This window comes from Micromonospora sp. HM5-17, assembly GCF_003762835.1.
Taxonomy (GTDB): domain Bacteria; phylum Actinomycetota; class Actinomycetes; order Mycobacteriales; family Micromonosporaceae; genus Plantactinospora.
Window position 1 is genome coordinate 375026 of the sequence record NZ_RJWA01000006.1, and the last position, 26459, is coordinate 401484.

The window sequence follows — 26459 nt, forward strand, 5'->3', positions numbered from 1 at the left end:
GGTCCGGAACCGCCGGTCCGGGAGCCGCCGGGGCGGCAAAGTAAGGTATACCTAGCCTAAGAAGATCTCCCCCAGCCAGTCCCTTCCCGACGATCGTGAGGCCCCGCGTGACAACCGACCAGGCAACCCCGGCGGTCGCCGGCCTGTCCCGGCCCGGCCGACCACCCGGTGCGCGCCGGGGTCCGCTCGGTCCCCTCCTGCTCGCCACGGCCCTCCTGATCGTCCTGGCGCTCTGCTCGATCGCCGTCGGCAGCCGGCAGATCCCGCTCGACGAGGTCGTCATGGCCCTGGTCGACCGGTCCGCGGCCGACCCGCAGATCGCGGCGATCATCTGGGGGGTACGGCTGCCCCGTACCCTGCTCGGCCTCCTCATCGGGGCGGCGCTCGGGCTCTCCGGCGCGCTCATGCAGGGGTTGACCCGCAACCCCCTCGCGGACCCGGGCCTGCTCGGGGTCAGCGCCGGGGGTGCGCTCGGCGTCGTCGTCGCCGTCGGCGGCTTCGGCATCGGCGCCCTGTACGGCTACATCTGGTTCGCCTTCGCCGGCGCGCTGCTCGCCAGCGTCGTGGTGTACCTGCTCGGCAGTCTCGGTCGGGGCGGCTCCACCCCGGTCAAGGTCGCCCTGGCCGGCGTGGCGGTCACCTTCCTGCTCAACTCGCTGACGAACGTCGTCGTGCTGCGGGATCCCCAGGCACTCAACCGCTACCGGTTCTGGGCCGCCGGTTCGCTCGCCGGTCCGGACGGCGCCACCATCCTGGCGGTCCTCCCGTTCCTGGCCGTCGGCGTCGTCCTGGCGCTCGCCACCGCCCCCGCCCTGAACAGCCTCGCCCTCGGCGACGACGTCGCCACCGCGCTCGGTCGCCGGGTCGGTCTGGTACGGCTGCAGGGCACCCTGGCGGTCACCCTGCTCGCCGGGGCGGCGGTCGCCGTCGCGGGCCCGATCGTCTTCGTCGGGCTGGTCGTCCCGCACGTGGCCCGGCTGATCACAGGCCCGAACCACCGGTGGTTGCTGCCCTTCACCATGGTGCTCGCCCCCGCCCTGCTGCTCCTGGCCGACGTGGTCGGTCGGATCGTCGCCCGGCCGAGCGAGGTCGGCGTCGGCATCGTCGCCGCGTTCCTCGGCGGCCCGTTCTTCATCGCGCTGGTACGCCGGCGCCGACTGGCGGAGCTGTGACCCGGATGAGTCTCCTCGAACTGTCCCGGCGCCCTGGACGGACCACGTTCCGGCTGTCCCGGCCGGCGGTCTCCGGCGTACTCCGGCCCCGGCTGCTGCTCTGCTGCGTCGGGCTCGCCGCGCTGACCGTCGTGGTCTGCTGCGTCGGCATCGCGACCGGGGACTACCCGATCAGCCCGCTCCGGGTCGTTCCGGCGCTCGTCGGGGCCGGCGACCCCGGACAGGTCTTCATCGTGCGGGAGCTGCGGCTGCCCCGGGCGCTGGTCGCGATCCTGGCCGGCGCGGCGTTCGCCGTCTCGGGCGGCATCTTCCAGACCATCACCCGCAACCCCCTCGCCAGCCCCGACATGATCGGTATCAACGCCGGCGCCACGACCGCGGTGGTGGCCGGGATCGTCCTCGGCGGCGGCGGACTACGTCTGCCGCCGTTGGGGCTGGCCGGCGGGCTGGCCGCCGCCGGGCTCATCTTCCTGCTCGCCTGGCGACGCGGCGCGACCGGGTACCGGATCGTCCTGGTCGGCATCGCCGTGGCCTGGATGTGCACCAGCGCCACCGACTATCTGCTGACCCGGGCCCAGCTCGCCGAGGCGCAGAACGCCGTCGGCTGGCTGGTCGGCAACCTCAACGGCCGGGGCTGGGAGAGCGTACGTCCGTTGGGCGCGGCGGTGGCGGTCCTGCTCCCGGCGGCGATGCTGCTCGGCCGCTGGACCCGGACGCTGCACCTCGGCGACGAGGTCGCCCGGGGCCTCGGCACCCCGGTCCAGCTCGCCCGGCTCTGCCTGCTCGTCGTCGGCGTCGCGCTGGTCGCGTTCGCCACCGCGGCGACCGGGCCGGTGCTCTTCGTGGCGCTCGCCGCGCCGCAGATCGCCCAACGGCTCGCCGGGTTGTCCGCACCCCCGATTCTCGCCGCCGCGCTGACCGGGGCGCTGATGGTCTCGGCCAGTGACCTGCTGGCCCGTTGGATCATCCCGGACGTCGACCTGCCGGTCGGCGTGGTCACCGGGGCGCTCGGCGCGGCGTTCCTGCTCTGGCTCCTCGTCCGCACCAACCGCGCCGGTTCTGGAGGCTGACGTGACCCCTCACCCGACCCTGGCCGAGACCGCCTCGCCGGCTCCGGACGGCTCCGCACCCGCGACCCCGGCCGATTCCGGGACGCCCGCCCCGCCGACCCTGCGGGCCGAGCGGCTGCGGCTGACCTACGGCGAGCGGGTCGTCGTCGACGGCCTCGACCTGGTGGTTCCGCCCGGGAAGATCAGCGTGATCGTCGGCGCCAACGCCTGCGGCAAGTCGACCCTGCTCCGGGCGCTCGCCCGACTGCTCAACCCGGCGAGCGGCAGTGTCCAGCTCGACGGACGGGCGATCCACACCCTGCCCACCCGGCAGGTCGCCCGGCAGGTGGGGATCCTGCCGCAGGCGCCGGTCGCGCCCGAGGGGCTGACCGTGATCGACCTCGTCGGTCGGGGCCGTGCCCCGCACCAGACCTGGTGGCGGCAGTGGTCGGCGGCGGACGAGGCGGCCGTCTCCGCGGCGCTGGCCGCGACCGGCATCACCGAGCTCGCCGACCGGCCGGTGGACGAACTCTCCGGCGGGCAGCGGCAACGGGCCTGGATCGCGATGGCCGTGGCCCAGCAGACCCCGGTGCTGCTGTTGGACGAGCCGACCACCTTCCTGGACCTGTCGCACCAGATCGACGTGCTGGACCTCGTGGTCGACCTGAACCGGCGGGACGGTCGGACCGTGGTGATGGTGCTGCACGACCTCAACCAGGCGTGCCGGTACGCCGACCACGTCATCGCGATGAAGGCCGGCCGGATCGTGGCCCAGGGCGTACCGGCGGAGGTGATCACCGCCGACCTCGTCGCGGAGGTCTTCGACGTCCGCTGCACGGTGACCGCGGACCCGCTGACCGGCACTCCCCTGGTCATCCCGACCGGGCGGCACCACGGCGGCCCGGCGGCGCCCAGCCCAGCCACGGACTGAGGGGCGGCGCCGGGCGTCGGGGCCCGGTCCGCCGGAAGCAGATCGGCGATGGCCGGGGACGGCGAACGGTGTTCGACCGCCGGACGTCGCGGGCCGCGAGGCCGGGCGCACAACGAGCTGACCCGCTGGGCGCCCTCAGGCCGACGCGGCGCCCGCGTACTCCGGTCGCCGCCCGTTCGACGGGTCGGTGGTGGCCGCGGCGCGGTCGGCGATCGAGGCGAGGATCTCGGCCGCCCGGATGGCGGTGTTGGAGCAGCGACGAGGAGATCCCGTGGGTGTGCTCGGTGCAGATGCGCGACGGTCTCGGCGGAACTCTGGCCGGCGCCGATCACGACCGGGACGGCGCGGCGGGCACCAGACCGCGGAGGTTCGGCAGCAGGTCGCGGTTGTGCCAGACCCGGGTGCCCAGGGTGATCCCCTCCGGCAGGTGCGGCCGCAGTCCGATGCCGAACACCAGGTTACGGGCCCGGAGGACGCGGGCGGGGCGGAGCAGGGACCGGTGCGGGAGGACGACGGCGTGGTGATCGTGGCCGGGCCCGACGCGCACCGCGGGCGCAACCACGGCCTGGCCATCTCCCGGGTACGCACCGAGGACGGCCGGGACCACGCCGCCACCGACGACTTCCGGAGCATGGGCGGGTACCTGACCCCGTATCCCGACCGCCGTCTCTGACCGGGCCGCCGCCGGCCGAATGGTGGCCGGTCGCGCGGTGGCCAGCGGCTCGGCGTCGCCCGCGGGTGGGCCGCGAACGCCGCCACGGCCGGAGGTTCCGCGTTCCCCGTCGCGGTCCCGGCCCGGCTGCCTAGGCTGGGATCGAGCCGGCGACCGGGCCCGGGACCGGTGGCCTGCGAACGGCGGCTGGCAACCGTGACGGCCCTCCCGGAGCGGACCGGCGGCGCGGGGCGGGGAACCGGCTCCGACCAGCGGCCGGAAGCGGTGGTTAGACATCGGTGACCGGCGGCGCGGGCCCGACCAGAGACGAGCGCACGACCAGAGAGTGGAGCCATGACAGGAGTGAACGCGGTCGGCGGCCGGGACGGCCTGCTCGCCGGCAAGATCGCGTTCATCACCGGCGCGGGCCGGGGCATCGGCGCGGCGGCGGCTCGGCTGTTCGCCCGGGAAGGCGCCGCGGTCGTCCTCGCCGCCCGCACCGAGTCCCAACTCGTCGACGTGGTCAACCAGATCCGGGCCGCCGGCGGGACCGCCGACTACGTGCTCACGGACCTCACCGACCCGGGGAGCGTCCAGGCCGCCGTGGACACGGTCATCCGGCTGCACAAGCGGCTCGACGTGGCCTTCAACAACGCGGGTGTCTCGATCCCGCACACCCCCATGGTGAACGCCACGACCGAGAACTTCGACCTGGTCAGTGCCGTGAACTACAGGGGCGTCTTCCTCTCGATGACGGCGGAGATCCGGGCCATCCGGGCGACCGCCGGGGCCGGCGCGATCGTCAACAACAGCAGTGTCGGCAGTTTCCGGGGCGCACCGGGGCTGGGGCCGTACGCGGCCACCAAGCGGGCCGTCAACAGCCTCACCGAGACCGCGGCGGCCGAGTACGGTCCGGAGGGGATCCGGGTGAACGCGATCGCCCCCGGCACCACGATGACCGGGATGATCCGCCGGTGGGCCGAGGCGGACCCGACCGCGGTCGAGCGGCTGAACGCCCTGACACCGTTGCGTCGGGCCGCCGACCCGGACGAGATCGCCGAGGCCGCCGCCTGGCTGCTCAGCGATCGCGCGTCCTTCGTCACCGGCGTCTGCCTGCCGGTCGACGGCGGTCTGCGCGCCTGACCCGGACCCGGCCACCCCGAACGGCCCGCGCACCTCACCCGAACCCGGCCGACCGGGACGTCACAACCGGGCCGGATCCTGGTGAGACCACCCGGGGTGGGCGCCGGGCGGCGGCCCGGCGCGGGACCGGGTCGGGCGGCGTCGGGCAGGCCGGTCAGCGGGCCGCGCCCCGCAGCGGCAAGACCGATCCGGTGAGCCGGCCACCCGGGCGGTAGACCACGCACATCACCGTCCGATCACCGTCGGCCCAGGTCTGCGCGGTCGGCAGAATCGGGTAGTAGTCGAGGGTCTCCCGGGCCCGGTCCGGCCAGCTCCGGTCGAAGATCTCGCCACAGCCCCGCCAGGCGAACGCGGCCAGCCGCGGCCGGTCACACGGGCCGTCCGGAGCCTGGAGGAAGCCGTACGACTGGTTGTCCGCCCCCTCCCCGCAGGGCTCGTAGCGCACCATCACCTCGGCGTCCCGCCGAGAGTACGCCGGGTCGGTGAAGCACTCGCCGCCCTCGATGGTGAGGATGCCGGTGGTCTCCGCGGTGATGAAGGTGTCCGTCTTGGTCAGCGGTGCCGAGACCGAGGGTTCGGTCGCGAAGAGTGCGGCGAGGGCACCGGCGGTGGCGGCCAGCGCCCAGCGGCGGGACGGCAGGTTCATCGGGCTCCGTGGGGTCGGCCGGGGGCGGCAGTGATCGTAGGTGGGCCGGGGTGAACGGGCGGCCACGCGCGGGTGACGCGGCGCCCGCGGCACCGTGAAGCCTTCGGCCGTGGGGCCGGACGGAGCGTGGCGTTCACCTACCGGTCAGCCGACCGTCGACCGCCTTTCGATCGCCTCTGCGTGAATGCGCCGTGGTCATCGGCCATCCGCCGGTGACGAGTGCCCGTTCACCCGAAAGGTGATTCTCGTTGAGTGACGTCAAGCGACCCTGGATTGTGGGTTCGCGGCGGGCGCGACTGACGGCGGTCGCCGCCGCGGCCCTGCTCGTCGGCGGCTTCGCGGTGACGCCGGTGGCGTTCGGCGACGCCGCGCCGGGCAGGTACCCGGCGGCGGAGATCCACCGACCGTCCCCGATTCCCGACCTGTCCGTGCACGACAGCACCGTCTACGCGGTGTCGGTCTCCGGCGGCAAGATGTACGACGTCGACGGCTCGGTCTGGACCGGCAACGGCGCCGACATCATGAGCAAGGCGGAGGACAAGCAGCTCTACCAGCTGATCGACGTCACCGCCGACAGTATCCGGTACGAGGCCCGGTACGCCAACGGCGAGCTCCACGACGGCGTCGTCATCCGGAAGAACGCCGCCGGTGAGCGGACGGTCAACGAGCTGCGTACCCCGGAGAACACCACGGGCGAGCAGGTGGCGGTCGACCGGACGACCGTCACGCGGAAGGACCGGCTCACGATCTCGGCGTACGGCTACGACCCGGGCGAGCAGGTGGCCGTGTACCTGCGCGACACCCGGGGCGGTACCGGACGCAAGAAGGTGCTCGTCGCCCACCGGCGGGCCGGCGAGCTGGGCCGCCTGACGTACAGCTTCAGGCTGCCGCCGCTGGTGACGCGCAAGGGCACCTACGTGGTCTACCTGGAGAGCCCGAACCAGCGCATCACCAGCCCGGTCATCACCGTGACCAGGTGACACCCGGACCGGGCGCGGCGGCGACGGTCCGCGCCGCGCCCGGTCCGCCACCGAGGAGAGACTTTCGTGACTGTCCGCATCCGACCCGTTCGCGCGGTGCTGGCCGGCGCCGGCCGCCGCCCATCCCTTCGGCCCGCCGTCCACGGCACACGTCACCGTCGACGGCGCCCGGGTCACGATCGCCTGGCGCGCCGCCGAGGACGACTGGGTCGCCCTGGGTCACGCACTCGGGGCCTTCGAGAACCCGTCCCTCGGGCCGGTGGCGACCGAGCTGACCGGTGAGCAGAAGCTGCGCCGGTCGAACCGGGTCCACGACTACCTGCTGGACCGGATCACGGTGCGGCAGGACGACGCCCCGTGCCCGGGCCGGGTGGTGGCCCTCGACCGGCTGCTGGACCAGGGCGCCCGGCTGCGGTTCGAGTGTCCCGCCGAGGTGGCCGAACTCGACATCACCCTCACCGCCCTGACCGATCTCAACGAGGCGTACCGAACGGTGCTCACCAGCCAGACCCCGGCGGTCCCGAGGCGTGTCCTGTTCACCGCCGCCGAGCCGACCCACCGGATGCGGTTCTCCGCCGACGGCGGCGGTCCGGGCCTGACCGGGGCCCTGGTCGGTGCCGGCGCGGCCCTGGCCACCGCCCTGGCCACCCTGGCCGTGGTGCGGCTGCGGCGACGCGTGCGGAGCCGGTCGTGACCGGCGTCGAGCAGCGGCTGGTCGCCCTCTTCGACGGCCGCGCGGTCTTCTGGCTGGCCCTGGTGGTGGCGGTCGGGGTCGGGGCCGCGCACGCGGTCGCGCCGGGCGACGGCAAGAGCGTCACCGCGGCGTACCTGCTGGGCACCCAGGGACGCTACCGGGACGCCCTACGGCTGGGTGTGATCGTGGCGGCGATGCACACCTGCTCGGTCCTGGTGCTGGCGCTGGTCTGGGTCGGCCTCAGCGGCGCGGCGAACGTCGGCACGAGGGACCTGACCGCCTGGTTGCAGGTCGTGGCCGGACTGGTCGTGATCGGCGTCGGCGCCCACCTGACCTGGCGGCACCTCTGGGGCCGGGGGCACGGCCACACGCACCCTCACCGGTCTGCGCGTGCCCCCGGGCACGGGCACTCCCACGACCACCAGCACCACGACACGCCGGCGCCGGCCGACCCGTGGTCCCGGCGCGGGCTGACCGCGCTGGCCGTCTCCGGTGGGCTGCTCCCCTCCCCCTCCGCGTTTCTCGTTCTGGTCAGCGGCCTGCTGACCGGCCGCGCCGTCGACGCGCTCGTCCTGGTTCTCGCCTTCGGCCTCGGCATGGCGGTCACCCTGACCGGGGTCGGCGTGGTGACGATCCGGGGGTTCGCGCTGCTGTCCGGGCGGGTCCGGCGCTGGCCGGTGGCGGTGACCGCCACCTGGCTGCCGGCGGTCGCCGGGGTGTTCGTGAGCATCGGCGGCTGTCTCTATCTCGTCGCCGCGGTGTCCGTTCTCTCCGGCTGACTCCCTCTGCGGCTGACCCCGGGCCACCGACCCGGGTGGGGTCCGGTTCCGCCCCGCCGGGCCGGCACGGCCGGGGTGCGGACCCGGCGGTGGGACGCGGTGGGCGCCCGCCGGTCAGCCGGCGCCTCCCGGCGGGCTCGACCCCGCCGTGATTCCGGCGAGCAGCCAGCCGAGGCCCCGGGTGAACTGCGCCGTCACGTCCGCCGGCGCGAGCGGGCGCTCGCCGTCGGGGCCCACGGCGGCGAACGCGGCGGAGCCGATGGCGTGCACGATGAGGACCCGGCGCGCCTGCCCGACGTCGGACTCGTCGACGCCGGCCCGGCGCAGCAGGGTGTCGAGGATCTCGCCGAGCCGGACGGCGTTGGCTCCCCGGGCGCCCTGCCGGGCCAGGAAGACCGGCACCAGGTCGGGGTGTCCGAGCAGCACCGTGTACGTCGACGTCATCAGAGCGCTGATCCCGGCGACCGGGTCGGGCGTGTCCGCCTCCGGCGCGCGGACCTCGGCGAGCACGCCGTCGAGGACCTCGTCGAGCAGCTCGGTCTTGCTGCGGACGTAGCTGTAGAGCGTGTTCGGGGCGACGCCGAGCCGGCGGGCCAGCGACCGCATGGAAAGCGCCTCGATCCCGCCCTCGGCGAGCAGTGCCCGGGCCGCGGTGAGGACGTCCGCCCTGGTCAGTCCGGCCCGTTGCCCCGGGCCGCGAGAGGTGCTCCGCATGTTGCAAACTGTACACCGTCCAGTTAAATTGAACGCCGTACAGTAGATGAGGGAGTACACATGACGTCCGCAACCCCGATCGTCGGCACCGCCGCCGGTGTCCCGTTCCTCGCCGTACCGCCGGAGGGCGGGCCGCGCCCCGCGCCGGTCGTCGCGGCCTGGCACCTGCTGGACCCACCCCGCACCGAGGCCGCCTTCGCCGCCGCGCTTCCGCTGGCCGGGCTGGACGCCTGGCGGATCTACCTGGGCCTGCCGCTGTCCGGATCCCGGCTGCCGGCCGGCGGCTTCGACGAGCTGATGCGGCTCGGCTACGAGGACTCGGTGCGTAACCTGCAGGGCCCGATCACCGCCCAGGGCGCCGAGGAGTTCCCGGCGGCCTGGGCGGAACTGCGGGACCGGCTCGGGTTCGGCGACAACCCGCTGGCCCTGGTGGGTGGGTCGATCGGCTCCGCCGTGGCCCAGCTGGTGCTGACCGAGACCGCGCCGGCGGCCGGCCTGCCGGTCGCGGCGGCGGTGCTGATCAGTCCCGTGATCGAACTGCGCGCCGTGGTGGGGGCGATGAGCCGGCGGTACGGCCTCACCTACACCTGGACGTCGGAGTCGGACGCGGTGGCCGACCGACTCGACTTCACGGCCCGGGCAGCGGAGATCGCCGCGGCCGGCGAGCCGGCGATCCTGGCCGTCGTCGGCGCCGACGACGCCCCGGACGGGTTCCTCGACCCGGCCCGGCGGCTCACCGCAGCCCTCGCCGCCCGGTACGCCGACCCGAGCCGGGTCGACCTGGTCGTCGTTCCCGGCATGGCACACGCGTTGGCCGAGGAGCCCGGCCTCGAACCCGCCGCCCAGCTGCCGCACGCCCGGATGGTCGACCAGCACGCGGTGACCTGGCTGCGCAGGCACCTGGCGGCCGGCCGGCCCGACACCGCCGCGGCCGGGACTCCCCGGTGATCCGCCCGACGGACGTCCGGGACGGCCGGAGCAGCCCGTGACGGTCGTCCTCGTCCACGGCAACCCGGAAACCACGGCCGTCTGGGACCCCCTGGTCGACGCGCTGGGCCGACCCGACGTCGTCCGACTGGCGCCGCCCGGGTTCGGCGCCCCCGTCCCACCCGGCTTCGCCGGCACGCCGCAGGCGTACCGGGACTGGCTGGTCGCCGAACTCGAGGCCCTGGGCGGCCCGGTCGACCTGGTGGGTCACGACTGGGGCGGCGCGCACGTGCTGGGCGTGGCGACGACCCGGCCCGACCTGCTGCGCAGCTGGTGCACGGACAGCATCGGGATGTTCGAACCCGGCTTCGCCTGGCACCGGCTGGCCCGGACCTGGCAGACGCCGGGCGACGGCGAGGCGGCGGTGGCCGCGTTGACCGATCCCGACCCGGACCGCAGGGCGGCCTACCTGGTCTCGGTCGGCGTCCCGCCCGCGGTCGCCGCCGCGCTGGCGCCCGGTTGCGCCGCGGTCTCCGGCGACGCGGTGCTGCGGCTCTACCGCAGCGCCCCACCGTCGGTGCTGGTCGACCTCGGCCGCACGCTACCGGCCGCGCGTCGGCGTCCCGGGCTCGTCCTGCTGGCCACCGCCGACGCCGCACTCGGCGACGCCGCGAGCCGCCGTCGCGCCGCGGCGCGGGCCGGCGCGGCCGTCGGCGTCCTGCCCGGCCTCGGGCACTGGTGGATGCTCGAGAACCCCCGGCTCGCCGCCGACCTGCTGCGGCGCTTCTGGACACGGCCGGACGGGCCGGCCCGCGAGGTGCCCGACGCGCCGGCGTGACGGCCCCGGCGGCCACCGCCGGGGAGTGCGCGGCACGCCCGGGATCGGGACCGCATCCGGGCGCTGGCCACCGCCGGCTCCCGGACCCGGTGGTGTCGCGCCCGGGCGGTGGGCGTCCACCGCTGCGGCGGGGTCGGCCGGAGGTGTTCCGCCCCGACCCCGCCGCGTCGGCGGTCAGTCCGCGAACAGTCCGGTGAGGACCTGCGCGGTCTGCGCCGGATTGGTCGTGACGAAGTAGTGGTCGCCGGTGACCAGGTGCAGGCTGGCGAGGCGGTCGCCGGGGAGCAGCGCGGCGAGCGCCTCCCGGGTGCAGAGCCGGTCCTCGGTCCCCAGGAGAACGTGCACCGGCCGGGTCCGGACGCCCTGGAAGCCGTCCGGAGCGAGCGCGATGTCCCGGCGGAACCGGGGCAGCAGCAGCCGACCGATCTCGTCCGGGGTCAGCGAGGTCGCCGGGAGCAGTCCGGAACGGCGCAGGGCGGTCAGCAGGGTCTCGTCGTCGTCGGAGACCAGCGCCGGGCGGTCCGCCCCGGAGGCCAGCACCGGCGGCGCGGAGAGGACGACCTCGGCGCCGCCGAGCCCCGCTCCCGCGGTGTCCGCCAGCGCGGCGGCCAGCACCGCCCCCAGGCTGTGCCCGAAGAGGACGGCCCGATCGGAGAGGTACGGCGCCCCTGCCCGCCACCACGCCCGGGCCGCGTCCGCCACGGTCGCGCCGTCCCGGTAGACCGCCTCCCCGGCGACCACCCGCCACGACCCGGGCAGGTGCCGGGCCAGCCGGGTGAACGCCCCGGACGACCCGCCGGCGTAGGGGATGCAGATCAGGGTCCGGCCCGGACCGTCCCGGAGGACCCGCATCTGGACCGCCACCACGTCCCCGCCGCCCCGACGGGCGACCACCGGGGCGGTACGACCGGCGACCGGGGTACCACCGGGCGCCGGGGTGCCGCGGGCCGGTGAACCACCGCCGCGCCCCGGAGCGGCACCGGCCGCCGCGGCACCGCCCACCGGCGACGCGCCGTCACCGGCGGGTGGAGCCGCACCGCGGACGCCCGCGGCCCGCAGCCTGTACCGGGCGAGCTTGCCGGTGGAAGTGACCGGCAACTGCGCGACCACCTCCACCAACGCCGGCCGCTTGAACGGTGGCAACGCCGCCCGGAACACGGCCCGGGCCTCCCGGCGCAGGGCGTCCGGATCGACCCCCGGCATCGGCACGAGGTAGGCGACCGCCTGCTCCAGTCCGTCGGCGCCCCGGGTGCCGACGACCGCGCACTGGGCCAGTCCGGCCAGGTCCCGTACCGTCGCCTCGATTTCGAGCGGCGAGACCTTGTAGCCGCCGACGTTGATCAGGTCGTCGTGCCGGCAGACGTACCGGATCTCGCCGTCTGGCTCCTGCCGGACGATGTCGCCGGTGTAGGCGCCCCCGTCGGCGAAGGTCCGGGCGTTCTCCTCCGGACGCTCGAGGTAGCCGGCGGCAACCGAGGGGCCGGCGACGTGAAGCCGCCCCTCCATGCCGGCCGGCAGCACCCGGCCCGCCTCGTCCCGTACGGTGAGCGTCGTCCCGGGTACGGCGGTGCCGGTCGACCCGGGCCGGCTGTCCCGGGTCGTCGCCACGATGTGCAGCACCTCCGTGGCGCCCAGGCCGTTGAGCAGCCGGACACCGAAGATCCGGGTGACGTCGGCGCAGAGCGACCCCGGGAGGTGCTCGCCGGCCGACACGGCGAGCCGGACCGACTCGAGATCACGCACCGGACCGGGTGCGGTGTCCGCCGCCTGGCGGGCCCGGTCCCGCAGCCCGGCATAGATCCGTGGTACGGCGCAGAGCACGGTCGGCCGGTACCGGGCGATCGCCGCGGTCAGCCGGAACACGTCGGGCGGCCCGGACAGCAGGACCACCCGTGCCCCGGCCGCGAGCGGGAAGAGCAGGGAGTTGCCGAACCCGTAGCCGAAGGAGAGTTTCGCGGTGGAGAGCACGGTGTCGCCGGGCCGCAGGTCGAGAACCCGCCCGAAACCGTCCAGCACCCCGTCCACCCCGGTCCGGGTGTGCCGTACCCCCTTCGGGTTGCCGGTGCTTCCCGAGGTGTACTGGATCAGCACCTCCGCGCCGGGAGGCCGCTCCACCGGCGGTGGTACCGGCTCGGCGCCCGGCTCCGCCCAGTCCGCGCCGCCCCGGGTCAGCCCGACACCGGCCCGGTCCGCCACCGCGGTACCGCGCTCGTCGGCGTGCAGGAAGCCCGCCCCGCAGTCGCGGGCGATAAACGCGATCTCTGCCTCGGTCAACGCCGGGCTGACCGGGACCGCGACCGCGCCGCGCCACCACAGCGCCAGGATCGCCACGACGGTCGGTGTGGCGTCGTCGGCGAGAACGAGCCCTCGGGTACCGGGACCCACGCCGACCGCGGCGAGCCGTGCCGCGTACCCACGCACGGCGCGGTGCAGCTGGGCGTAGCTCAGCTCGCCGTCGTCGTCGACGTACGCCGGGCGCTCACCCCGCCCGAGGGCGAGGTGTCGGCCGAGCAGCCGCTCGACAAGGTTGACGCTTCCCACGATAAAACCTCCATGATGGCCGCGTTTCCGGACGGCTCGACCGCCAGCACGAGCAGGCTCGCCGGCGGGGGTGTGTGGACGCAGTGGGCGACGGCGCAGATGGCGGCGAGCAGCCCGCCGGCGGCACCGAAGTCGCCCAGCACCCGCTCCAGGTGCCAGACCGGCCAGGCATGGTCCTTGGCCAACGCGTCGACCAGGTCGGCGTCGCCCGTGGACACGACCAACGGCCCGTCCGGCGGTGTGCCCGGGGCGGACCCGCCCCGGACCAGGTCGCGGCACTGGGTCACCAGGTCCGCGGGATCCAGGCCGAGCCGGAGGACCCGACCGAGCCGGACGCCGGGCTCACCGTCGCGGCACGGCCGCAGGGCGAGGCAGCCGGCCCCGTCCGCGGCCCAGGCGCCGGTCTCCCCACCGGCTCCGGCCTCGGTGTCCCCGGCGGCACCGGCCAGGCTCCACCGACTCACCGTCGCCGAACCGCCGACCAGCGCCCGTCCGGCGGAACCCTCCGCGACCAGCCGGCCCGCCTCGGCCAGGGCGGAGAGGCCGGCCGTCGGACCGCCGGTGAGCGTCTCGTTGGGGCCGTCGAGGCCGAGCCGGATGGAGACGGTTGCCGCCGGGCCGTTGAACGCCGAGGCGGGGCCGAGCAGCGGACTGCACAGTCCCGGGTCCAGCGTGGCCGCCTCCACGCAGACGGTGGCGTACTCGGACAGCCCCGCCGTCGAGCTGGCCCAGAGGACCGCGACCGGCCCGTCATCCGACCCGGGTCGCGCCGGCGGCCCGGCCCCCACCACCGTCGCCGGATCGACCGGGGCCGTCGTCTCGCCCGTCACCGGTGCCGGGCCGGCGGCCGCCATGTCCCGGGCCGAGGCAGCGGCCGCGAGGGCGAGCAGGGACTCGTACGGCAGCGCCCGAAGGCCCCGCCCGGCGGCGGTTTCGGGCACCCGAGGCTCGACCGGACCCCAGGCCAGCCGCTCGACCGGGTCGAGGTCGCTGCCCGGGGCCGCGAACCGGCGGACCGCGGGCGGCGGCGCCGGCGGCCCGCCGAGCCGGCGGACGAGGTCGCCGACCCGGGTCACCCCGGGCAACCGGAGCCCCAGACCGGCGACCGCGAGCGGGGCACCGCCGGGCGTCGCCGCCCCGGTCCGCGGGTGGCGGGCCGGCCGGCTGGCCCGCCGGTGGTCAGCTCGCCGCATCGTCGCACCTCCCCAGCAGCACCGTCGACACCCCGCCGCCGAAGCCGAACGCCGGGCTCAGCACGGTCCGGACCGGCGTACGCCGGCCCGCGGGCTCCACCAGGTCGATGCCGTCGCAGGCCGGGTCGGGCTTGCGCAGGGTCACGTTCCCCGGCACGAAGTCCTCGGTCAGGGCGCGTACGGCGAGCACCGCCTCCAGGGCGGCGGCCGCCCCCTCCGGGTGACCGAGCTGCCCCTTCACCGAGGAGACCACCGGGCGGCGTCGGCCGGGCAGCGCCCGGGCCAGCGCCCGGGCCTCGATGCCGTCGCTGGCCGGTGTGCCGGTGCCGTGCGCGCTGACCCAGTCGACGTCGTCGGCGGTCAGCCCGGCCCGGTCGAGGCAGCCGCGCACCGTCGCCACCAGGCCGGCGCCGTCCGGATGCGGTCGGGTCGGGTTGTGCGCGTCGGCGGCGGCGGCGCAGGCCAGGACCCGGGCGAGCGGCCGGCGCCCCCGCGCCCGGACCCGCTCCCCCGGCTCCAGGACCAGCACGGCGGCACCCTCGCCGGGGATCGTGCCCCGGCGGTCGACGTCGAACGGGCGGACGGTGTCGTCGGCGAGCGCCCGCAACGACGTGAACATCGCGAGGATCTCGAGCGAGAGTTCGGAGACGCCCGCGCAGACCGCGACGTCGACCTCGCCGGCGGCGACGGCCCGGGAGCCGGCGGCGATGGCGCTGTTCCCGGCCGCGCAGCCGGGGGCGAGCAGCACGGCGGGGCCGGTGACGGTGAGCACCGCGCGCAGCGGGGCCAGCAGGTCGTCCGGGCGGGCCCACCCGCCGCCGGCCGGTACGGCGAGCCGGCCGGCTCCGATACCCCGGTCGAGCAGTGGCCGGGTGGCCATCACCGTGCCGACGAAGACGCCGAGCCGGTGTCGACGGCTCCGGGCCGGCACGCCGGCGTCCCGGAGCGCCTCCAGGGCGGCGGCGGCGAGGTACCGGGCCGCCAGGCAGCGGTGCGCCGGCACCAGCGCGTCGAGCCCGGCCACGGCGTCGGGTGGCACCTCCGCGCCCCGCCGGGCCGGGTAGCCCGACAGGTCGAACCGGGTCACCGGGCCGGTCAGCACCCGCCGCTCGGTCACCGCCCGCCACAGTGCGGCGGTGCCGAGCCCTGCCGCGGAGACGGCACCCGTGCCGGAGACCACGACGTCGGGCCGGGAACCGCCGGGTGGGCGGACGAGGGTCGTCGGGTCACGGTCCAACGGAGACACCCCGGTTCCGCAGCACGGCGAGCGTGTCGCCGAAGTCCCGCAGACCGGCCGCCTCCTCGTCGGTCAGCCGTACGCCGAGCTGCCGCTCGATGCGTACCACGAACTCCACCTTCTGCACCGAGTCGATGCCGAGGTCCTCGTAGAAGGCCGCGCCGTCGGTGATCTCGTTCGGGCGGACCTCGAAGATCTCGGCCGCCAGGTTGCGTAGCGCGGCGGCCGAGACCGCGTCCCGGTGTGTCAAGTCCGGCTCCTCTCCCGTCCCCGCAGCCGCCACGGGCGTGGAAGTTGCGGGTGAACTTCGCTCTGGGTTTTCCAGGAACCAAACGACCGGACCCTTCGCAGGATGCGACCGGATTGTGCGACGGCATCCTGCCGATCAGGTCCTTGCCGCAATCCGATCAGATCGATACGCCACGGCGGATCCGTGCGGTCGCCGTGGGTCGCCCCGGGGTGGCACCGCCGTCGCGCGGCGCCCGCCCGGGCGATCTGGCGGACCTGACGCCGCAGGTCAGGGCAGCAGCGAGACCGGACCGGCGTCGATCCGGACCCGGAACAGGACGTACGGCTTCCGCCGTCGGTCGATTCCACCGGAGTACGTCGGCTGCCGGTGCAACTGGTTCGCGATGACGTAGAGGTACCCGTCGGCGGCGACGGACATGGTGTCCGGCCAGAGCAGCCGGGGATCCCGGACCAGGGTGTCGTAGCCGCCGTCCGGGTGCCGGCGGAGGATGGCGTTCTGCTCGTAGCCGGTGAGATAGATCCGGCCCGCGTCGTCGCTCTCCAGCCCGTCCGAGGCGGTGCCCTTGTCCCCCTCGTCCCGGACGGTCGCGGTGACCTGGTCGTCGTCGAGCGACCGGTCGGCCAGGGCGTCGACGGAGACGCTGTAGAGCCGGCGGGAGGCGAGCGGGCAGTAGAAGAGGCGGCTGCCGTCGGCGGAGATGGCGATGCCGTCCGACCCCACGGTGACCGGGCTGGGCGGGCCGTCGGCCGGCCGCTGGAGGAAGGGCCGCCCCTCGACGAGCGGCCGGAACGAGGCCAGCGGCTCGGCCTTGGTCGAGGGGTCGTCGTGCAGGCGCCGCCAGGCGGCGCCGCTGGCGAGGTCGACCACGATGATGCCGTTCGGGCCGGAGCCGGACGAGTCGGTGATGAAGGCGGTGCCGGCGGCTCCCCGGCGCAGGTCGAACCGGACGTCGTTGAGGTACGTCGTCGGCAGCGCGACGTCGGGCGGGAAGACGATCGTCTGGGCGACGGTGTCGGTGTCGAGGTCGATCCGGACCAGCTTCGGCCCGCCGGTGCGGGTGGGCTGGAACATCGGGCTGCCGGTGTCGAGCACCCAGAGCCGGTCGGCCGGGTCGACGACGACGCTCTGCACCGAGACGAAGGCCCCGGCGTCATCGATCCCGGCGGGGCTGTTCCAGGCCGGGTCGGGATAGGGCTGGCAGGTGCCGTCCCGCAGCTCGGCGACGGTGGCCGCGACGTCGTCGCCCCAGCGCGGGAAGTTGACGAAGATCCGGCCCCGCCGGGAGACGGTCACCCCGGTCGGCATGGCGCCGGTGAAGGTGCCGACCACCTCGAGGTCGCCACAGCTCTCGTCGCTGGTCAACTGGTCGCTCATCCAGGCCCCCGTGGATGTCGCGGCCGGCGGACGCGCCGCCCGCCCCACCCCGGGCACGGGCCCGGCCGTACCGATACCGCCACCGTACGGCACCTCGTACCGGGGGATTGCGGGAATCGGCGAGATCCTCCCGGCGGCGACGTCCGGCGGACCGTTCATGATCTATGTAGAAGTCTTTCCAACAATTCGTCTGGTTGGTTAGATACCTTCATCCTGTCGCCTTCGGAGCCGGAAGGGTCTCCATGTCGAACCAATACGCCCGCGGCCTCGCCGTCCTCGCGGCGACCGCACTCGCCGCCAGCATTCTGGTCCCGGCAAGCCCTGCCGCGGCGGCCACGGTGACCGTCGACAACGCCACCGCCGACCGCTTCACCGCCAGTGCCAACTGGGGCACGTCCACCTGGTCCAGCCAGCGGCAGGGCCCCGACTACCGGTACGCCACCCCGAACACCACCGCCAGTGACCCGGCGTGGTTCAAGATCAACGTACCCAGCGCCGGCAACTACCTCGTCGAGGTCTGGTACCCGGCCGACCCCGGCTACAACAACGCCACGCCGTTCATCGTCGCCACCACCAGCGGCAACCAGACCATCCCGGTCAACCAGCGGGTCAACGGCGGACGGTGGGTGAGCCTGGGGACGTTCTCCCTCGCCGCCGGTGACTACAACGTGGTCGGGGTGAGCCGGTGGACCAGCGGCACCGGGTACGTCATCGCCGACGCGGTGCGGATCACCACCGCCACCGACGGCGGCGGCCAGTTCTCGCTGCCCCTGCCCCGGACTGCCCTGCCGCGCAGCGAGTACGACGACCCGCACCACGACTACCCCGCCATCGACCTGCCCGTGCCGACCGGCACGCCCGCGTACGCCGTCCGGTCCGGCACCGTGGTCCGGATCAACGACAGCAGCTGCGGTCAGGGGATCAACCTGACCGGCACGGACGGGGCGATCTACACGTACTGCCACTTCTCCGCGTGGTCGGTGGCGAACGGCGCCACCGTCACCGCCGGGCAACGGATCGGCTCGACCGGCAACACCGGCAACTCCACCGGCCCGCACCTGCACTTCGGCATCCGGACCGGTAGCACCCGGCGCTGCCCCCAGCCGTTCCTGCTGGCGATCTACGACGGGGTCACCCCACCCGCCGCCACCAGCCTGCCGACCAGCGGCTGCAGCTACTGACCCCCACGGCCCCGTCCCGCCGCCCGTGGCGGGACGGGGCACGGTCGGCGGTCAGGGCTTCCGGGCGACGACGACGTCCCGGACGATCGCCTGGTCGACCCGGTGGACGAACCCCTGGTACGGCTCGTCGGTCTGCACCTCCAGGCCGGCATCGGCCAGGATCTGGGCCGCGTCGTCCCGGTGCGCCACGTACGTGTTCCAGGCGAGTCCGAGCGCCCCGCCCCGCCGCAGCAGACCGGCCCAGACCGGGGCCGCCTCGGCCAGCAGCCGCAGCGGGCTACGGGAGAGTCCACCTCCGGCGCTGCGGCTGCCGTGCTGCACGCCGTACGGGGCGTCCGCGACCACCAGGTCCTGGCTACCCGCGCGGAAGAACTCCAGGCTCCGGGTGGTGTCCGCGTTCACCACGTCCAACCGCTGCACGTCACCGGCCCGGTACGCCTCCCTGTCCGCGGCGAGCTCCACCCGCAACCGCCGGCCGACGAGTCTCCGGTCCCGCCGGACCGGCCCCGTCTCGGCGTGGTGCTTGATCCGCTTCCGCTTCAGCCAGGTCTGGATGTACGCCGAATACGCCTCGAAGTCCTTCTGGTCGTGGTCCACCCCGGCGGCGTGGAAGCCGTACATGAGCGCCTGGTTCAGGGTCGTGCCGCGCCCGCAGAGCGGATCGATGACCCGGAACCGCCGGACCGGCATCTCCGCCGCGAAGTCCGACGACAGGAGGGTGACGTTCAGCAGCAGCTTGGTGAACTGCTCATTGGTCTTCCCCGGGTATTTCGGAATGGTGAGCAGGTCGTCGTCGAACCGGTCGAGCCGACGCAGCTCCACCGGACGGAGCAGACCGTCGACGACCTCGAACAGCGCGTACATCGCGGAGAGGTTGGCCAGGAACGCCGTGTCCCGGTCGGTCAACCGGTCCGCGCTGAACGTGACGTAGCGGACTCCCCCGATCGTCGTCTCCGACAGCCGGGTCAACCGGCCGTCGAGCACGGCTCGGTTGAACACCGCCAGCTCGGCCCGGGTCAGCGCGACGGACGCGTCCGCGTAGACCCGGTTCGACGACGGGTGGATCAGCAACGCGTAATCGCCCATGTCTCCTGCACGCATTCGGTCGGCCGGCTCGATGGTAGAGGGTCGGGCTCCGGGGCCCGGCTCACCCTCGGCCGGCGGCCAGGACACGTCGCCGGGTCGTGAGCGGTCGGGCCACGGGCACCCGCCGCCGGCGGACAGCCGCGGTCAGGGCCGGCGGAGCACGCCGCCGTACTCGTAGAACGGGGTCTCGTCGCCGCCCTGGCCCAGGTACGGCCGGAGCGCCTCGTCGACCGGCGCCAACGGCGGCTGGTCCGGGTCGGGCCGCCAGGTCTTGACGTCGACCAGCCCGGGATCGACCGCCTCCCAGCCGTCCAGGAACGCCGCCACCTCAGCGGTCGTCCGGTTCTTCCAGGGGATCCCCATCCGCTTCACCATCGCGTTGCCCTCGGCCACGCTCGCCGGGTCCGGGCCGGCCAGCTGGGAGTACCCCAGGTAGCTGCCGGGGACGACCGACGCCCGGATCGTGTCGAGCAGGTGCCGGACGGCCGCGTCGTCGACGATCGAGTGGGTCACCGAGAGCAGCAGCACCCCGACCGGCTCCGCGAAGTCGATCATCTCGCGGACGGTCGGGTCGGCGATGACCTTCTCCGGGTCCGTGAGGTCGGCGGCGATCACCCGGGTCGTCTGGTCGTCGGCGAGCAGCGCGCGGCCGTGCGCGAGCACGATCGGGTCGACGTCGACGTAGACCACCCGGGCGCCGGGCTGGAACTGCTGCGCCACCTCGTGCACGTTCGCCTGGGTCGGTAGCCCGCTGCCGAGGTCGAGGAACTGCCGGAGGCCGAGGTCGCGGGCGAGGTACCGGACCACCCGGTAGAGGAATCGACGGTTCTCCCGCGTGACGTCCAGGCTGGACGGGTACTGCCGGCAGACGTGCAGCACGGCGGCCCGGTCGACGGGGAAGTTGTCCTTGCCGCCGAGGCAGTAGTCGTACATCCGGGCCGAGGTGGGCACGTCGATGGGGAAGGCGGGGAAGCCACCGTCGTTGGGGGCGGTCACAGGCTCACTCCGGGGTCGGGGAATCGGACGTCCAGGGTAACCCGCGCCGCCCAGCGGATCGGATACCGGACGCCCGAGCCGGAGGCCCGTCTTGACATCCAGAGTAGAGGGTCGTCCGCACGAGCGGGCGACAGCCCGCGCGACCTCGTCGTGACCGGCCCGGCTCGCCGGCCCGCATCCCGGCACCCGCCGGGCGCGGGTTCAACGTCCGCAACCGACCCGATGCCGGCCCAGCGCGAGGTCGTCCAGCCACAGGTCGAAGTGGTCCGGGGTCGGTCCGCTCTGGTAGAGCTGCCAACCGATCTTGATCGTGTCGGCCCGGGGCAGGACGAAGTCGACCGGATTGCCGCCGTGCTCGGTGGTGGACACGGTCAGGTCCGGCTGCGGCACGCCGTCGATCCAGACCGCAATCCGGTTCTCCCTGGCGTCCCACTCCCACTCGAGGCACTGCCAACGGTCCTCCACGGTGGGCGCGGACTCCCGCCAGTTCGTCCAGTCGCCGGTCGGGCCGCCGTCGGCGCCCACCCCCCAGTACGACCCGCCGAGCGGCGGTGCCCACTGGCCGCCGATCGGCCGGACGATCTCGGCACTGCCCGGCCCGGTCGCCTCGACCAGGGTGAAGTGCGCCCAGTCGGGGGCGGTCGGAAAGGCGTCGACCTTCACCCGCATCCGGCCGTAGAAGTGGTTACCCGGGGCGGCGAAGTCGTCGACCCTGAGGAAGGCCCGTCCGTTGCCCTCGGTGTGGACGTGCAGGACCTTGTCGCCCCGCTGGCGCTCCACGGTGAGGGTGCCGGCCCGGGTGTCGATACCCCAGGCGAGCGTGGCGGCGCCGCCGGTGGGGAGCCGTTCGAAGTCCTCGCAGAACAGCAGCGCCCGGCCGCCGCAGCCACCCGCGTGCCCTCCGACGCCCCGGCCGGGGTCGTCGCCGGCCAGCACCGCGCCGCCGCCGCTCAGCACCACGCCGGCGGCCAGGAGGAGCGGAAGGATGCGTCTCGTCAGCCTCACCATGGCGCAAGAGCATGACACACGTCGATGCAACGCGCCAGCGTCGAGGAGGTCGACATAGAAGATCCTCTCTGGTTTACTGGGTACGACGACCGGTCTCCGCCGCGCCCGCCCCACGGGAGTCCGGGTACCCGGAGGTGCTGTCTGCGGAGGTGCGCATGACCCCTGGGTCCGAACCCGACGCGACCCCGGCCGGCGCCGGCCTGTCCCGTCGCGGGGTGCTGCGCGGCACCGCCGTCGCCTCCGCCGGACTGGCCGTCGGCACCGCCGCCCCGGGAGCTGTCCCCACCCCGGCCACCGCCGCCCCGGGCGGCGTGGCACCCGCGTCCGAGGCCGCCGGGGTACGACCGGTCGACCTCCGTCTCACCGTCAACGGCCGTACCGCACGGCTCCGCCTCGACCCCCGGGTGACCCTGCTGGACGCCCTGCGGGAACGCCTCGGGCTGACCGGCACCAAGAAGGGCTGCGACCGGGGCCAGTGCGGGGCCTGTACGGTCCACGTCGACGGCCGCCGGGTCCTCGCCTGCCTGACCCTGGCCGTGACGGTCGCCGATCGTCGGGTCACCACGATCGAGGGCCTCTCCGAGGGCGACCGGCTGCACCCGGTGCAGCGGGCCTTCCTCGACCACGACGCCTTCCAGTGCGGGTTCTGCACTCCCGGCCAGATCATGTCGGCGGTCGCGCTGCTCGCCGAGGGGCACACCGGCTCCGACGACGAGATCCGCGAGCAGATGTCCGGCAACATCTGCCGCTGCGGGGCGTACGAGAACATCGTCGCCGCGATACGGACGGTCGCCCGCACCGGAGCGGCGCGATGAGGCCGTTCGCGTACGCCGCCGCCCGGAGCCTGCCGCAGGCGCTGGAGCAGGTAGGCGCCGACAGCGCCTACCTGGCCGGCGGCACCACCCTGGTCGACCTGATGAAACTCGAGGTGCTGACCCCGCGTCGGGTCGTGGACATCAACGGGCTGCCGCTGCGGGGCGTCTGGGTCGACCGGGACGGCCTGCACCTCGGCGCGCTGGAGCGGATGAGCGACGTCGCCGCGCACCAGCTGGTCGCCGACGGGTATCCGCTCCTCAGCCAGGCGCTGTGCCAGTCCGCCTCCGCCCAGCTGCGCAACATGGCAAGCATCGGCGGCAACCTGCTGCAACGGGTCCGCTGCGGTTACTACCGGGACACCGCCAGCCCGTGCAACCGCCGCGAGCCCGGCACGGGCTGCCCCGCCGTGCACGGCGAGAACCGGGGCCACGCCATCCTCGGCACCAGTGACTCCTGCGTCGCCACCCACCCGAGTGACCTGGCGGTGGCGCTGGTGGCGTTGGACGCCTCGGTCCGGCTGGTCCGGCGCGGCGGTGCCACCCGGGCCGTCCGGCTCGCCGACTTCTACCGACTGCCCGGCGACACCCCGCACCTGGAGCACGACCTGCGGCCGGGCGAGCTGATCACCCGGGTCACCGTGCCGCCGCTGGCCTGGGCGCGCCGGTCGACGTACCTGAAGATCCGGGACCGGCGGTCGTACGAGTTCGCCCTCGCCTCGGCCGCGGTCGCCCTGGACCTGGCCGGCGGCCGTATCCGGGACGTACGGGTGGCGGTCGGCGGCGTCGGGACCCGGCCGTGGCGGCTGCCGGCGGTGGAGGCCGCCCTGCGTGGCCGCCCGCTCCGGGTGGAGGTCGCGGAGGCCGCCGCCGAGCGGGCCGTGGACGGCGCCCGCCCGTTGTCGCAGAACGGCTTCAAGACGACGCTGGTACGGCGCGTCATCGTGCGTGCCCTGATGAGGGTGGCGGGGTGACGATGTCCGGCTCAGCCCCCCGGACCGTCTCGGTCTCCCGGGTCGACGGCCGTCTCAAGGTCACCGGCGCTGCCCGGTACGCCGCCGACCAACCCGTCGATCGGGTGGCGCACGGGTACCTGCTGCTCAGCACGGTGGCCCGGGGAACGGTCCGGGCCATGGACGTCGCCGCCGCCGAGCGGGCCCCCGGGGTGTTGGCGGTCTTCACCCCGTTCCGTCCGGTCGAACTGCACGGCACCGGCAACCCGTTCAGCGTCGGCCACCGCTGGCTGCCCCTCCAGGACACCGAGGTCCGCTATTACGGCCAGGTGATCGGACTGGTCGTGGCGGAGACCTTCGAGCAGGCCCGGGACGCCGCCGCGCTGGTCCGCGCCGAATACGACGCGCACCCGCCCGCGGCCTCCCTGCCCGACGGCATCCCCGGCGCGACGGATCCCGGCCCGATCATGGGCGAGCCGGCGAGGCTGGAGTTCCTCGCCCCGGGGGTCGAGTCGATCGAGGCGGCGCTGGCGGCCAGCGAGGTGACGCTGTCGGGCCGGTACACCCAGCCGATCAAGCACCACTGCGCGATGGAGCCACACGCGGCGACCGCCGAGTGGCAGGACGACGGGCTCACCCTCTACACGGGTACGCAGAGCGCCACCCTGACGGTCGGGGCGGTGGCGGCGGCGCTGGGCGTGGCGCCGACCCAGGTCCGGGTGGTCAGCCCGCACGTCGGGGGCGGTTTCGGCAACAAGATCGCCACCTGGGCCCATCCCCTGCTCGCCGCGGCGGCCGCCCGGGTCCTGGGCCGGCCGGTGAAGGTCGTGCTGACCCGGGAGCAGACATTCACGGTGACCGGGCACCGCTCCGGCCTGGCCCAGACGGTGACCCTCGGCGCCCGGCGGGACGGCACCCTGGTCGCGGTCCGGCACGAGGCGTACGCCACCCAGTCCGCCTCGGGCGGAACGTTCGAGGCCGCCGCGCACACCACCTCGCGCTACCTCTACCGCGCCGAGAACATCCACCTCGACCAGCGGATCGTGACCCTGGACATCCCTCCGCCCACCTGGATGCGGGCCCCCGGCCAGGAGTCCGGTTCGTTCGCCCTGGAGACCGCGCTCGACGAGCTCGCGGTCGAGCTGGGCATCGACCCGGTGACGCTGCGGCTGCGCAACGACGCCACGGTCTACCCCGGTCGGAACGTGCCCTGGTCCAGCAAGCACCTGGCCGAGTGCTACGAGGTCGGTGCGCGGCGGTTCGGCTGGGACCGGCGCGATCCGGTTCCACGCTCGACCATTGACGGGGACTGGCTGGTCGGCACCGGCGTCGCCACCGCGAACTATCCCGGTGAGCGTTTCCCAGCCTCGGTCCGGATCCGCTTCCGGGCCGACGGCACGGTCGGTGTCGACAGTGCCACCGCCGACCTGGGTACGGGAATGTGGACGGTCCTCGCCGTCCTCGGCGCCGAGTCGCTCGGCCTGCCGGTCGACCGGATCCGCCCCGACCTCGGCGACTCCACACTGGCGCCCAACATCGGGGCCTTCGGCTCCGGAGCCACCGCGAGCACCGGCCCGGCGGTCGCCGCCGCGGCCCGGGCCGCCATCGCCGAACTGGTCCGGGTCGCCGTGACCCACGAGGACTCGCCGCTGTACGGCGTACCGGCCGAGGAGATCGACTACGACCACGGACGGCTCGTCGCCCCCGGGGTCCGGATCGGCTTTCCCGCCCTGCTCGGCGCGGTCGGCCTCGACACGGTCGAGGCGACCGGCAGCGCCGGACCGGGTCCCGACCACGGCCGGTACGCCTTCACCTCGTTCGGCGCGCACTTCTGCGAGGTCCGGGTCAACCGCTGGACCGGCGAGCCCCGGGTCAGCCGGATCACCACCGTGATCGACGCCGGCGCCATCATCAACGCCACGACCGCCCGCAGCCAGATCGTCGGCGGGGTGATCTTCGGGATCGGTCAGGCGCTGCTGGAGGGCTCGCGGCTGGAGCCGGCCACCGGCCGGATCGCCAACGCCAACCTGGCGGACTACCTGCTGCCGGTGAACGCCGACGTGCCGCCGATCGACGTCCACTTTCTCGACCATCCGGACACCCTGTTCAACCCGCTCGGCGCGCGCGGGATCGGTGAGATCGGGACGGTCGGGGTCGCCGCCGCGATCGGCAACGCCGTCTACCACGCCACCGGGCGACGGGTCCGTGACCTGCCGATCACCCTGGACAAGCTGCTGGACTGAACCGGACCCGGGCGGAGAGCAGCGGCAGCGGCCACCGCGCCCCGAGCCGGCCGGACGTGCCCTCCCAGCGGCGGGGCACGTCCGGCCGGAGGTCGGACGGCGGTCAGCGACAGACGTCCAGCGAGCTGTTCACCAGGGTGTTGTTCCGGAAGACGTTGTTGCCGCCGCCGCAGGGGCGCTCGATGATCGCCGAGTTGGTCACGGTCAGGTTCTGGATCGTGATGTTCGACGACGGCGGGAACTCGGCGCGGGCCGCGATCCGGATGTCCCGGTCCCGGAGGCTGCCGCTCCGGGCCGCGATCGTGACGTTGGTGCAGTTCTCGATCAGGATGGCGTTGCTGCCGGTCTGCGCTCGATCCGAACACCGAGCCCGGTCGCGCCGAGCCGCAGGTCCAGCCGGCCGAGATGGATGTTTGGTGCCATTGCGCACGAAGACCCCGAAGTACGGCGAGCCGGTGACGGTGAGGTGGAGGACGTCGACGTCGGTGACGTTCCGGGCCCGGACCACGGCGTTGTCCGCGGTCGGCGTACCCACGACGGTGATGGTGCCGCAGACCTCCAGGCCGGTGTAGCTGGGCAGGTCGAGCGACTGGTTGGCGTTGATCTCGCCGGATCCGCGGACCACCACCCGCTGCATGGAGGTGCGTCCCGGGGTCAGGCTGCCAACCGCCCGCCGCATCGCCTCGAGCAGGTTGGTGCCGCTGTAGACGGTGGTGCCACCGTCGCGGGCGGTCCAGGTGCCGCCGGCGCGGGTCACCTCGGCCTGGAACGACCCGGCGCCGCAGGTGGTGATGTCGGCCGAGGCCGGGATCGGAACGGCCGCGACCCCGGCGGCGCCAGCAGCACGGTGACGGCCGCGCCGACGAGGACGGCGCAGCCGCGACGGGGACGGGCGGGCCGGGCCCGGGTGGTGGTTGCCATCGGTTCCTCCCTGGGTCGGATAGGCGGGACGGAAACCGGGCACGGGCCACCGGACCGGACGGGTCACCAGCTGGAAAGGCCTTTCTTGCCCACCTCCGGGTAGGTATCGGAGCACTTCGATCAGATCAAGGGCGACGCG

General features: G+C 74.5%; 26 protein-coding genes. 14 read left to right on the forward strand and 12 right to left on the reverse strand.

Annotation, left to right across the window (positions count from 1 at the left end; genetic code table 11):
* Positions 1–143: 143 nt before the first annotated feature.
* The 3 genes from EF879_RS19475 (at position 144) to EF879_RS19485 (ending at position 3152) form a co-directional block, all read left to right on the forward strand.
* Entirely contained in the window at positions 144–1172 is a 1029-nt protein-coding gene (locus EF879_RS19475) for an iron ABC transporter permease (RefSeq protein ID WP_123560801.1), read from the forward strand.
* Between the two features lie 5 nt (positions 1173–1177).
* Positions 1178–2242: an iron chelate uptake ABC transporter family permease subunit gene (locus EF879_RS19480; protein ID WP_123560803.1), complete on the forward strand. Its 1065-nt coding sequence runs from the start codon at positions 1178–1180 to the stop codon at positions 2240–2242.
* 100 nt (positions 2243–2342) lie between these two features.
* Positions 2343–3152, forward strand: coding sequence for an ABC transporter ATP-binding protein (locus tag EF879_RS19485; protein ID WP_199736526.1), 810 nt, complete (start codon positions 2343–2345; stop codon positions 3150–3152).
* A 328-nt stretch (positions 3153–3480) separates the two neighbouring features.
* Here the strand turns inward: EF879_RS19485 and EF879_RS28520 are convergent, their stop codons facing one another.
* A complete protein-coding gene (locus EF879_RS28520) occupies positions 3481–3606 on the reverse strand; it encodes a hypothetical protein (RefSeq protein ID WP_255420926.1) in 126 nt (41 codons plus the stop codon).
* Positions 3607–3651: 45 nt separating this feature from the next.
* Between EF879_RS28520 and EF879_RS19490 the strand changes: the two genes are divergently transcribed.
* Both EF879_RS19490 and EF879_RS19500 read left to right on the forward strand, forming a co-directional pair.
* Positions 3652–3825 carry a hypothetical protein gene (locus tag EF879_RS19490; RefSeq protein WP_233604582.1) on the forward strand — a complete coding sequence of 58 codons (174 nt, stop codon included), beginning with the start codon at positions 3652–3654 and terminating at the stop codon, positions 3823–3825.
* Positions 3826–4158: 333 nt separating this feature from the next.
* The gene (locus EF879_RS19500) at positions 4159–4947 is read left to right on the forward strand and encodes an SDR family NAD(P)-dependent oxidoreductase (protein ID WP_123560611.1); all 789 of its coding nucleotides are present in this window, start codon (positions 4159–4161) and stop codon (positions 4945–4947) included.
* Between the two features lie 154 nt (positions 4948–5101).
* On the opposite strand, the gene EF879_RS19505 is transcribed toward EF879_RS19500, so the two are convergent.
* Positions 5102–5593, reverse strand: coding sequence for a hypothetical protein (locus EF879_RS19505; RefSeq protein WP_123560613.1), 492 nt, complete (start codon positions 5591–5593; stop codon positions 5102–5104).
* A 248-nt stretch (positions 5594–5841) separates the two neighbouring features.
* Between EF879_RS19505 and EF879_RS19510 the strand changes: the two genes are divergently transcribed.
* The 3 genes from EF879_RS19510 to EF879_RS19520 all read left to right on the forward strand — a co-directional run bounded on the left by EF879_RS19510 (position 5842) and on the right by EF879_RS19520 (position 8046).
* Complete coding sequence (locus EF879_RS19510) at positions 5842–6573, forward strand: hypothetical protein (RefSeq protein WP_148086487.1); 732 nt, start codon at positions 5842–5844, stop codon at positions 6571–6573.
* 259 nt (positions 6574–6832) lie between these two features.
* A complete protein-coding gene (locus EF879_RS19515; RefSeq protein ID WP_123560617.1) occupies positions 6833–7267 on the forward strand; it encodes a hypothetical protein in 435 nt (144 codons plus the stop codon).
* A complete protein-coding gene (locus EF879_RS19520) occupies positions 7264–8046 on the forward strand; it encodes a nickel/cobalt transporter (protein ID WP_123560619.1) in 783 nt (260 codons plus the stop codon). Before EF879_RS19515 ends, EF879_RS19520 begins: the two co-directional genes overlap by 4 nt.
* Positions 8047–8160: 114 nt before the next feature.
* Here the strand turns inward: EF879_RS19520 and EF879_RS19525 are convergent, their stop codons facing one another.
* Entirely contained in the window at positions 8161–8760 is a 600-nt protein-coding gene (locus EF879_RS19525) for a TetR/AcrR family transcriptional regulator (protein WP_123560621.1), read from the reverse strand.
* 60 nt (positions 8761–8820) lie between these two features.
* Between EF879_RS19525 and EF879_RS19530 the strand changes: the two genes are divergently transcribed.
* The gene (locus EF879_RS19530) at positions 8821–9708 is read left to right on the forward strand and encodes an alpha/beta hydrolase (protein ID WP_123560623.1); all 888 of its coding nucleotides are present in this window, start codon (positions 8821–8823) and stop codon (positions 9706–9708) included.
* 37 nt (positions 9709–9745) lie between these two features.
* Positions 9746–10525, forward strand: a complete 780-nt coding sequence (locus tag EF879_RS19535; RefSeq protein WP_123560625.1) for an alpha/beta fold hydrolase — start codon at positions 9746–9748, stop codon at positions 10523–10525.
* Positions 10526–10699: 174 nt separating this feature from the next.
* Here EF879_RS19535 and EF879_RS19540 read toward each other — a convergent pair whose 3' ends face one another.
* The 5 genes from EF879_RS19540 to EF879_RS19560 all read right to left on the reverse strand — a co-directional run bounded on the left by EF879_RS19540 (position 10700) and on the right by EF879_RS19560 (position 17120).
* Positions 10700–13066: an AMP-binding protein gene (locus EF879_RS19540; RefSeq protein ID WP_158624207.1), complete on the reverse strand. Its 2367-nt coding sequence runs from the start codon at positions 13064–13066 to the stop codon at positions 10700–10702.
* A complete protein-coding gene (locus EF879_RS19545) occupies positions 12970–14259 on the reverse strand; it encodes a beta-ketoacyl synthase N-terminal-like domain-containing protein (RefSeq protein WP_123560629.1) in 1290 nt (429 codons plus the stop codon). Before EF879_RS19545 ends, EF879_RS19540 begins: the two co-directional genes overlap by 97 nt.
* On the reverse strand, positions 14246–15496 hold the full coding sequence (locus EF879_RS19550; protein ID WP_158624208.1) for a beta-ketoacyl synthase N-terminal-like domain-containing protein: 1251 nt from the start codon (positions 15494–15496) through the stop codon (positions 14246–14248). Before EF879_RS19550 ends, EF879_RS19545 begins: the two co-directional genes overlap by 14 nt.
* A complete protein-coding gene (locus EF879_RS19555; protein WP_158624209.1) occupies positions 15486–15746 on the reverse strand; it encodes an acyl carrier protein in 261 nt (86 codons plus the stop codon). Before EF879_RS19555 ends, EF879_RS19550 begins: the two co-directional genes overlap by 11 nt.
* Before the next feature lie 267 nt (positions 15747–16013).
* Entirely contained in the window at positions 16014–17120 is a 1107-nt protein-coding gene (locus tag EF879_RS19560) for an L-dopachrome tautomerase-related protein (RefSeq protein WP_123560807.1), read from the reverse strand.
* 242 nt (positions 17121–17362) lie between these two features.
* On the opposite strand from EF879_RS19560, the gene EF879_RS28870 reads away from it, so the two are divergent.
* Entirely contained in the window at positions 17363–18301 is a 939-nt protein-coding gene (locus EF879_RS28870; RefSeq protein ID WP_370375528.1) for a peptidoglycan DD-metalloendopeptidase family protein, read from the forward strand.
* A gap of 51 nt (positions 18302–18352) precedes the next feature.
* Here the strand turns inward: EF879_RS28870 and EF879_RS19570 are convergent, their stop codons facing one another.
* From EF879_RS19570 to EF879_RS19580, 3 genes are all read right to left on the reverse strand, one after another.
* Complete coding sequence (locus EF879_RS19570; RefSeq protein ID WP_123560635.1) at positions 18353–19387, reverse strand: TRM11 family methyltransferase; 1035 nt, start codon at positions 19385–19387, stop codon at positions 18353–18355.
* A 144-nt stretch (positions 19388–19531) separates the two neighbouring features.
* On the reverse strand, positions 19532–20383 hold the full coding sequence (locus EF879_RS19575; protein WP_233604583.1) for an SAM-dependent methyltransferase: 852 nt from the start codon (positions 20381–20383) through the stop codon (positions 19532–19534).
* 201 nt (positions 20384–20584) lie between these two features.
* Positions 20585–21391 (reverse strand): hypothetical protein, encoded by an 807-nt coding sequence (locus EF879_RS19580; RefSeq protein ID WP_123560637.1) that lies wholly within the window; start codon positions 21389–21391, stop codon positions 20585–20587.
* 311 nt (positions 21392–21702) lie between these two features.
* On the opposite strand from EF879_RS19580, the gene EF879_RS19585 reads away from it, so the two are divergent.
* Genes EF879_RS19585 through EF879_RS19595 form a run of 3 tightly spaced genes read left to right on the forward strand, consistent with a single transcriptional unit; the run spans position 21703 to position 25399 of the window.
* Positions 21703–22206, forward strand: coding sequence for a (2Fe-2S)-binding protein (locus EF879_RS19585; RefSeq protein ID WP_199736527.1), 504 nt, complete (start codon positions 21703–21705; stop codon positions 22204–22206).
* Positions 22203–23177 carry a xanthine dehydrogenase family protein subunit M gene (locus tag EF879_RS19590; RefSeq protein ID WP_123560641.1) on the forward strand — a complete coding sequence of 325 codons (975 nt, stop codon included), beginning with the start codon at positions 22203–22205 and terminating at the stop codon, positions 23175–23177. The genes EF879_RS19585 and EF879_RS19590 overlap by 4 nt, the downstream gene beginning before the upstream one ends.
* 2 nt (positions 23178–23179) lie before the next feature.
* Positions 23180–25399 carry a xanthine dehydrogenase family protein molybdopterin-binding subunit gene (locus EF879_RS19595; protein ID WP_123560643.1) on the forward strand — a complete coding sequence of 740 codons (2220 nt, stop codon included), beginning with the start codon at positions 23180–23182 and terminating at the stop codon, positions 25397–25399.
* Between the two features lie 103 nt (positions 25400–25502).
* Here the strand turns inward: EF879_RS19595 and EF879_RS19600 are convergent, their stop codons facing one another.
* Positions 25503–26156: a hypothetical protein gene (locus tag EF879_RS19600; RefSeq protein ID WP_199736512.1), complete on the reverse strand. Its 654-nt coding sequence runs from the start codon at positions 26154–26156 to the stop codon at positions 25503–25505.
* Positions 26157–26459 lie beyond the last annotated feature (303 nt).

Coding starts and splice junctions, on each gene's coding strand:
- EF879_RS19480 (WP_123560803.1), top strand. CDS start 1,178: ATGAGTCTCCTCGAACTGTCCCGGCGCCCTGGACGGACCACGTTCCGG.
- EF879_RS19500 (WP_123560611.1), top strand. CDS start 4,159: ATGACAGGAGTGAACGCGGTCGGCGGCCGGGACGGCCTGCTCGCCGGC.
- EF879_RS19505 (WP_123560613.1), bottom strand. CDS start 5,593: ATGAACCTGCCGTCCCGCCGCTGGGCGCTGGCCGCCACCGCCGGTGCC.
- EF879_RS19525 (WP_123560621.1), bottom strand. CDS start 8,760: ATGCGGAGCACCTCTCGCGGCCCGGGGCAACGGGCCGGACTGACCAGG.
- EF879_RS19530 (WP_123560623.1), top strand. CDS start 8,821: ATGACGTCCGCAACCCCGATCGTCGGCACCGCCGCCGGTGTCCCGTTC.
- EF879_RS19545 (WP_123560629.1), bottom strand. CDS start 14,259: ATGCGGCGAGCTGACCACCGGCGGGCCAGCCGGCCGGCCCGCCACCCG.
- EF879_RS19560 (WP_123560807.1), bottom strand. CDS start 17,120: ATGAGCGACCAGTTGACCAGCGACGAGAGCTGTGGCGACCTCGAGGTG.
- EF879_RS28870 (WP_370375528.1), top strand. CDS start 17,363: ATGTCGAACCAATACGCCCGCGGCCTCGCCGTCCTCGCGGCGACCGCA.
- EF879_RS19570 (WP_123560635.1), bottom strand. CDS start 19,387: ATGGGCGATTACGCGTTGCTGATCCACCCGTCGTCGAACCGGGTCTAC.
- EF879_RS19580 (WP_123560637.1), bottom strand. CDS start 21,391: ATGGTGAGGCTGACGAGACGCATCCTTCCGCTCCTCCTGGCCGCCGGC.
- EF879_RS19590 (WP_123560641.1), top strand. CDS start 22,203: ATGAGGCCGTTCGCGTACGCCGCCGCCCGGAGCCTGCCGCAGGCGCTG.
- EF879_RS19595 (WP_123560643.1), top strand. CDS start 23,180: ATGTCCGGCTCAGCCCCCCGGACCGTCTCGGTCTCCCGGGTCGACGGC.